2 protein-coding genes and 1 pseudogene are annotated in these 5636 nt (G+C 67.6%); all 3 read right to left on the bottom strand.

Annotated features, from left to right (window positions below; all coding sequences use genetic code 11):
• Positions 1-36: 36 nt before the first annotated feature.
• Positions 37-2067, bottom strand: a complete 2031-nt coding sequence (locus Q8S38_RS23785) for a HAMP domain-containing methyl-accepting chemotaxis protein (RefSeq protein ID WP_305682810.1) — start codon at positions 2065-2067, stop codon at positions 37-39.
• Between the two features lie 671 nt (positions 2068-2738).
• Complete coding sequence (locus Q8S38_RS23780; protein ID WP_305682809.1) at positions 2739-4829, bottom strand: HAMP domain-containing methyl-accepting chemotaxis protein; 2091 nt, start codon at positions 4827-4829, stop codon at positions 2739-2741.
• Positions 4830-5299: 470 nt separating this feature from the next.
• Positions 5300-5636, bottom strand: a pseudogene (locus Q8S38_RS23775) (hypothetical protein); the annotation flags it as partial.

Here is a 5636-nt window from a genome sequence, read left to right as displayed (position 1 = left end):
GTCGCGCGAGGCGACGATGCGCCTCGCGCGACGGCGCTAGAACTCTTCCCAGCCGCGATCGCCGGCGCGGCTGTTGGCGACCTTCCTGGCCGGGGCGGTCGGAGCGGCGCGGTGCGCCGGAGCGGCGGCCCGCAGCGCGGGAGACTTGTTCGCGAAGGCCGCCTGGGCGAGCTGGCGCAGGCGCGCCGGCTCGGATGCGGCGCCCCGCGGCGCGGCATGGCTGTCGCCATGGCTCGCGGCCGGTCCGGTCTTGAAGGCGGCGACGAGGTCGTTGAGCTCGCCGATCTTGCTCGACAGCGAGCCGGCCGAGGCGGCGCTCTGCTCGGCCAGCGCCGCATTCGCCTGCGTCATCTCGTCGAGATGGGCGACAGCCTGGCTCATCTCGTCGATGCCATTGGCCTGTTCGCCCGAGGCGGCCGAAATGTCGGCGATGGTCGCGGCAACCTTCTGCGAAGCCGCGAGGATGCGATCGAGCGACTCTCCGGCCTGACGCACCAGCTTCACGCCCTCGCCCACCTCCATGTTCGAGGACGAGATCAGGGCCGAGATGTCCTTGGCCGCCTCGCCCGAACGCTGCGCCAGGGTGCGAACCTCGGAGGCGACGACCGCGAACCCCTTGCCGGCGTCGCCGGCGCGCGCCGCCTCCACCGCCGCGTTGAGCGCGAGCAGATTGGTCTGGAAGGCGATGTCGTCGATCACCCGGATGATGTCGGAGATCTTCTGCGAGGCATCCTCGATGCGCGCCATGGCCTCGACCGCCTGACCGGCGATCGCACCGCCCGCCTGGGCCGCCTGCTTGGCCTCGTCGGCCACCGCGGCAGCCTGGCGCGAGGCCTGGGCCGACGCCTTGACGGACGCGGCGAGCTGTTCGGTGGTGGCGGCGGTCTCCTCGAGGGAGGAGGCCTGGCCCTCGGTCCGCGTCGACAGATCGGCGGCGCCCATCGTGATCTCGCGGGCGGCCATTCCGACATCGGCCGAGGTCGCCTGGATCATGCCGACCATGTCGCTGAGGCGATCGACCATCACGTTGAAATCGTCCCGCAGCTTCAGATAGTCCGCCGGCACGGGAGCCTCGATCCGGCAGGTGAGGTCGCCCTGCGCGAGGCGCTGCAGCCCGGATGCGAGGAGATCGACGATCTGCTCCTGCTGGCGGGCGCCGTCGAGTTGCTCCTTGACCGTCCGGGCCCGCTGCTCGTCGGTCGAAAGCCGCTCGGCCTCGGCCGCCTGGCGCGCCGCCGCGGCCTCGGATTCCATCGTCCGCATCGCCAGCGCATTGCTGCGGAAGATCTGCAGCGCCTTCGCCATGGCGCCGACTTCATCGGCCCGGTCGCTGTGGGGCACGCTCGCCTGGAGGTCGCCATTCGCGAACTGGGTCATGACCTGGGTCAGGCCGGTCAGCGGCCGGATCGCCCGGATCGACCACCAGGCGAAGGCAAGGCCGATCAGCAGCGCCGAACCGAGCAGAAGCAGCGTCATCGCCGTGAAGTTCGCGGAGACGCCGCGCACGCTCTGGCCGAGCTTCTGGTTGTTGGCCTCCTGGAGATCGATGAACTGGTTGATGCGCGCCAGCCATTCGGTGAAGAGCGGACGCGCCTCCGTCATCATCACCTGCTTGGCCTGCGCCTGATCGCCGGCTTTGCGCAGCGCGATGACGCGCTCCGAGACGGGAAGAGTCTTCGCCTCCGTCGCCTTGATGCTCGCCAGGATGCGCGCTTCCTCGGGCGAGACCTGCGCAGGGTCTGAAAGCATCCGGTCCAGAGACACGGCCGACTGCCGATAGGCTTCGGCCAGGCGCTCGATATCGGCGACATTCGCCTGCACATCGGCGGCGCTGTCGACGAGCGTGACGTCGCGCAGGCTGATCGCCCGATCATGAACGCTGCCGCGGAAATTGATCGCGAAGCGTTGCTTGACCGAATTCAGGTCGTTGATGGTGGTCAAACCCTGGTTGATCAGATCGACGCGATTGATGCTGATGAATCCGAGCACCGTCGTAAGGACCAGCGTCGCGAAAAAGCCGATCATGACACGATGAACAATACGCGTCTTTTGAAGCGCTGAAAACATGATGGATCCCTAGACAGAGGCACGTTGCTCTATACGAAAACGCGAAGAAGTGACGCCAATACTATCTCTAAGCGAACGCCCAATTTTATTATATTTTTAGCGAACCGCACGTTTTCGTCTTGGCACGCCTTCCATGCGGCGGCCGGGGTTAAAGAAAACCTAATTCGAAAGAATTATGATCGATATTTAGGCACTTTTTTATCCGAACCACAGCAATCACGTCTGATCATCTCGCGGTTGACCAAACTGGAGGTATCGACTGGATTGTCGTGGTTTGAGGCTGCAACTTTCGTGATATCGCGCAACGGCGCAGCGAGCCCCGCGGCGTCCGAGTCTCATCCGACAGGGCGCGGTCGCTGAAGGGCCAGGGCCCCTTGGCCAGGGCTTCACCTCGCATGAGGCCGGATGCGCGCATCCTCCTCGTCACGGGCCAACGGCGCACCTTTCGAGGCTCGGCTGACGGTGCGAGCGGCGCCTCGACGAGCCGTGCAGGCCCGGATCGCTCCTGTCTCCCTGGGCCTGTGCGATCGGCCATCGCCGCATGAGGCCGCAGCGCAAAGCGACAACGCAAAATGCGCCGCCCCTGAGGGACGGCGCATCGCGTCGGCTTGCTGGCGGCCGAGCGGTTGCGCTCGGAGCCCGTATCGGAGGTGGGGCGAGCCCCGGCTCGCTCAGAACTCTTCCCAGCCGCTGTCGCCAGCGCGGCTGTTGGCGACCTTCTTGGCCGGGGCGGCAGTCGCGGCCCGGGGCGCCGGGGCGGCGGCCCGCGGCGCGGGAGCCTTGTGGGCGAAGGCCGCCTGCGCGAGCTGGCGCAGGCGCGCAGGCTCGGACGCTGCGCCCCGCGGCGCGGCATGGCTGCCCGCATGGCCCCCGTCCGGCCCGGTCTTGAAGGCGGCGACGAGATCGTTGAGCTGGGCGATGCGCGAGGACAGCGAGGCGGCCGAGGCCGCGCTCTGCTCCGACAGCGCCGCGTTCTGCTGGGTCATCTCGTCGAGATGCGCGACCGCCTGGCTCATCTCGTCGATGCCGTTGGCCTGCTCGCCCGACGCTGCCGAGATGTCGGCGATGGTGGCGGCCACCTTCTGCGACGAGGTCAGGATCTGGCTGAGCTGGTCGCCCGCCAGGCGGACGAGCTTGACGCCCTCGCCGACCTCGGTGTTCGAGGACGAGATCAGCGCCGAGATGTCCTTGGCCGCCTCGCTCGAACGCTGCGCCAGGGTCCGGACCTCCGAGGCGACGACGGCGAAGCCCTTGCCGGCATCGCCGGCGCGGGCCGCTTCCACCGCCGCGTTCAGGGCCAGTAGGTTGGTCTGGAAGGCGATGTCGTCGATGACGCGGATGATGTCCGAGATCTTCTGGGACGCGCTCTCGATCCGGGCCATCGCCTCGACGGCCTGGCCGGCAATCGCGCCGCCATTCTGTGCCGCCTGCATCGCCTCGTTGGCGATCATGGCGGCATTGCGCGAGGCCTGGGCCGACGCCTTCACGGAAGCCGCCAGCTCTTCGGTCGTGGCGGCGGTCTCCTCGAGCGAGGAGGCCTGACCCTCGGTGCGCTTGGAAAGGTCGTCGGCGCCGGTGTTGATCTCGCGGGCGGCGAGCCCGACATCGGCCGAGGTCAGCTGGATGGTCTTCACCGTCGAGGACAGACGATCGACCGTCTCGTTGATCGCACTCTTCAGCTCGGCGAACTTGCCGCGATAGGCCGAATCGACCCGCACCGTCAGGTCTCCGCCGGCCACCGCCGACAGCGCCGATGCGAACTCGGTCGTGGCCATGTCGACGACGGCGTTGATCTCGTTGATGCCGGCGACGAGCTTCTGCATCTGGTCGTCGGCCTGGTCGATCTGCAACCGGGCCGAGAAATCGCCATTGGCCGCCGCAGCCACGACCTCGCCGACATCGGTGACAACGAGCGCCATGCTCTCCGCCGCCCGCAGGCGACGTTCGGACGCCGCGCGCTCCTGCTCTTCCAGAGCCCGGACCTTGACCAGGCTCTCGCGGAAGACCTGCAGCGCCTTGGCCATCAGGCCGACCTCGTCATTGCGGTCGGCGTGATGGATCGTGGTTTCGAGATGGCCCTGCGCCAGCTCGTTCATCGTCTTGGTCGTGTCCTGGATCGGGCCGGTGACGCGCTTCGTGACGATCAGGACCGCGCCGAGGGAGACGATCGCCGAAACGATGGCGATCCCGATCATGATCCACACGCTGAAGCTGTAGGCCTTCTCGGCCTCGGCGGTCACGATGACGCCGCGGCTCGCCACATGGGCCGAGAGATCGTCGATCGCCTTCTCCATCGCGGCCAGCGTCGGGCGCATCTCGCGCAGCTGGACCGTGGCCGCCTGCTTGTCGCCCTTGCGGGACAGGTCGAGCACCTTGTCCAGGCCGGCCACATAGGCCGGCACCTGGCTCTCGTAGCGCGCCAGCGCGTCGCGGCTCTGCTGGAGGGCGAGCTTCGTCACCAGATCCCGCCGCTTGGTCGCCAGCGAATTCGTGTACTCGCGAATGTTGTTCTCGAGCTGGGTCATGCTCTCCGCATCGGTGGAGTTGACATGCATGTTCAGGCGCAGGTGACGGCTCAACATCTCCGCCTGGACGTCGTTGCTGATCTGGACGGTCGGCATGACCTCCTGGGACAGAACCCTGGTGTCGTCCTTGATGTCCCTCATGGCCAGCATCGACATCGTGATGGTGCCGAACAGGGCGACGGCCAGCGCAATGACGATCCCGATGAGCGATTGACGAATGGTGATGTTCTTGAGCATTCGAAGGCTCCGATCCTCTGGCACGTGCGTTTTCTGGGTGTTTTTGTCGGCAGACACGGCAGAAACGGCGCGCACGGATCCGACGATGACCCTACGGCACAGGTTTCATCGCAAACGATTAACAGACGATAAACCATGGCGGTCGCGTCGACGGCTTTTTGACGCCACGTCACTTTGACGCGCTGCTGGCGCGGTCGACGCTGGCCACCCAACCCGGAACGGCAGCGCAGGACGGGGCGCAGGCGGACGCCACTGGCGCCAACGACAAAAAACGGCGCGACGCGCCGTTTCGAACTGCAGGGGCCTCGCGGACCGCATCCCGCTCACCGTGATCCGCAAGAGCGCGGGGGAGGCCGGGATCGGCGACGCCAGAACACGGGCCTGGCATCCACGCAACCACGCCGCATCCAGTAGGCTGCGGCGTGGCGGCTTGTTCCGGTGAGGCGCGTGTCGGTCCGCGCCGCCCGGGCCTAGAACTCTTCCCAGCCCGTATCGCCGGCGCGGCTGTTGGCGACCTTCCTGGCGGGAGCGGGCGCCGGGCGCGGGGCGGGCGCTGCCATGCGGGGCGCGGCGGCGGCCTTCTGGACGAAGGCGGCCTCGGCGAGCTGGCGCAGCCGCGCCGGCTCGGTCGCCGGGGCGGAACCGACGCTGCGGGCGCCATCAGGACCCGTCTTGAAGGCGGCGACGAGGTCGTTGAGCTGGGCGATGCGGCCCGACAGCGAGCCGGCCGAGGCCGCGCTCTGCTCGGAGAGCGCCGCGTTCTGCTGCGTCATCTCGTCGAGATGCGCGACCGCCTGGCTCATCTCG

It is taken from the genome of Allobosea sp., assembly GCF_030695125.1.
Taxonomy (GTDB): domain Bacteria; phylum Pseudomonadota; class Alphaproteobacteria; order Rhizobiales; family Beijerinckiaceae; genus Allobosea.
Note: the sequence above shows the minus strand (reverse complement) of the source record. Positions and strands in the feature narration are given on the sequence as shown.

What these genes read in the sequence shown, in the direction of transcription:
- Q8S38_RS23785 (WP_305682810.1), bottom strand. Translation starts at nt 2,067, where the DNA reads ATGTTTTCAGCGCTTCAAAAGACGCGTATTGTTCATCGTGTCATGATC.
- Q8S38_RS23780 (WP_305682809.1), bottom strand. Translation starts at nt 4,829, where the DNA reads ATGCTCAAGAACATCACCATTCGTCAATCGCTCATCGGGATCGTCATT.